Origin of the sequence: Xenorhabdus beddingii (assembly GCF_002127545.1) — a bacterium.
GTDB lineage: Bacteria > Pseudomonadota > Gammaproteobacteria > Enterobacterales > Enterobacteriaceae > Xenorhabdus > Xenorhabdus beddingii.
In genome coordinates this window covers 1-2,303 of the sequence record NZ_MUBK01000083.1, presented here as the reverse complement: position 1 = coordinate 2,303, position 2,303 = coordinate 1, and the positions used below count along the sequence as shown (strand labels likewise).

The following is a 2,303-nucleotide window of genomic DNA, read 5'->3' as shown; positions in this document are numbered from 1 at the left end:
ATAGCCTTTTGTTCCTTTATTTCTCTATTTTTGACGACTTAAAGTTATAAAGGAGCGGCTATGTCATTTCAACTCATCATAAAAGTCGAGCATCGCGTTAAACTACCCAGACTATAAAGCACTTTTGGACGTCACCGTTAACATAAAGAAAAACAAACTTTCGATTGATGAAATCGTCAGTTGTGTGAGTGATGAAGTCCAACATATGGATAAAACTAAGCCGGTTGCTCCCGACGAAATGAAGTCGATCATCATCAAGCTGTTTAAAAACTTCAGCAGCAACAAAGTAAAAAAAACTGCACAAGAAAAGCAGCAGGTCAGCTCTCTTTGGAGCTTCAAAGATAAGGATTCCTTCGCCCGCAAACGGGTTAAAGATAGATCCGTGAGTTTTGAATTTAACCGCTTACCGAAAGATTTTCAGGAAGAATTAGAAAGAATGATTCAGGTTTTAATGCGAAAACACTTCTATTTAAACGAGTAATACACCAATCAATTTAATCTATAATAAAATGAATTTGTTCCGTTTATTTGATAAAGTTCAGGGTGAAATTCCAAGATTTCATAGTGGAAGAGCGGCTTACTAAATTGTAGTAGTTCATACTTGATCTGACAGTCACCCATTTTAATTCAGTGCCTGTCAGATCAAGTATGAACTACTACACATAATGCTTTCGCCAACATCCGATAACCTATGCTTTCCCTGCTTTCTTTAAAAAGCGAAACTGCCGCACTTTACTCATCAGAAAGTATTACAATCATCTTCGTTCACATAGTTTTAATGGGGGGCACTTCACTGGCTGAATACGAAAGGAAGTGGAAAAAGGATAAAAATATATCCAGAATCCCTAGGCCATAACAAAGAATTCTGGGCACCTCAAAAACGTGCTAAACAGATCAGAAAGCAACATTTTTAGTGTGTTATTCTTGCTATTGATTTTATCTTCTATCAAATTCGCATGGAGATATTTAGATGCAAAAAAAACATGTGGGACTCTTTTTTGGAGGGAAATCTTCCGAACATGAAGTCTCTCTTCAATCAGCGAAAAATATCCTTGATGCTATAGATAAAAAAAAGTTCGATGTGTCACTCATTGGCATAGACAAAGAAGGCATATGGCACCTTAACGAAGCTTCTGGATTCTTGCTTAATGCAGATGATCCCTCCCTTATTGCATTGAATCAGTCAGGAAGACACGTTGCACTTGTCCCAGGACAAGTGCAAAACCAGCTGATCGAATCTAGAAATGCTCAATTGCTTTCACAATTGGATGTTATCTTTCCTATTGTACACGGCACACTGGGAGAAGATGGTTCATTACAGGGATTACTTCGTATGGCTAATCTCCCCTTCGTTGGTTCCGGGGTACTTGGCTCAGCCGTATGTATGGATAAAGATGTGACCAAACGCCTGCTTCGAGATGCAGGATTGACAGTGGCCCCTTTTACATGCCTTAACCGCCATAAACGTCATGAACTGAGCTTTGAAACAATTCAGGCACAATTAGGTATGCCAGTGTTCATAAAACCCGCTAACCAAGGTTCTTCTGTAGGCGTCAGTAAGGTGACTACTCCTGAAGAGTTTGAAATAGCGCTTGAGCTTGCTTTCGCCTTTGACAACAAACTGCTAATAGAAAAAGCTATTGATGGAAGAGAAATTGAGTGTGCGATACTGGGCAATGAATATCCTGAAGCAAGTATATGTGGCGAAGTTGTACTTAGCAGCGGCTTCTACTCTTATCAAACCAAATATATTGAAAGTGAAGGTGCAAAGATAGTTGTACCTGCCCAGATGAGTCAGGATATCAGTGAGCGTGTGCGGAATGTAGCCTTAAAAGCATTTGAGGTTCTTGGCTGTGCGGGAATGGCTCGAGTAGATTTATTCATGACTGAAGACAAGCAGATTGTTATTAATGAAGTTAACACTCTACCAGGTTTTACCAACATAAGCATGTATCCAAAGCTGTGGGAAGCAAGTGGCCTTAGCTATACAAACCTAATCACGCGACTTATTGATTTAGCTATAGAACGCTACAGAAACGATATACAACTAAAGAGCTCAATCTTCTAAGAGCTTATATGGACACCGACTCAATGCAAGTAGGTAACATATTTTTCTGACAAAAGTAGTCGCAAACATATATTCGGCTTCAAAGAGTCCTGATGACAATCCGCACTCTCTGCCCTTGTATCTTAAATGTAGGTTAAACGCGATGCTCGACTTTTATGATGAGTTGAAATGACATAGCCGCTCCTTTATAACTTTAAGTCGTCAAAAATAGAGAAATAAAGGAACAAAAGGCTAT

At 39.2% G+C, this 2,303-nt stretch carries 2 protein-coding genes; both read left to right on the top strand.

Annotated elements, in window-relative coordinates; genetic code table 11:
• The first annotated feature begins 91 nt into the window (after positions 1-91).
• Positions 92-481, top strand: coding sequence for a ParB family protein (locus Xbed_RS18395; protein ID WP_086114270.1), 390 nt, complete (start codon positions 92-94; stop codon positions 479-481).
• A gap of 489 nt (positions 482-970) precedes the next feature.
• Positions 971-2,068 (top strand): D-alanine--D-alanine ligase, encoded by a 1,098-nt coding sequence (gene ddlA, locus Xbed_RS18390; protein WP_086114269.1) that lies wholly within the window; start codon positions 971-973, stop codon positions 2,066-2,068.
• Positions 2,069-2,303: the final 235 nt, after the last annotated feature.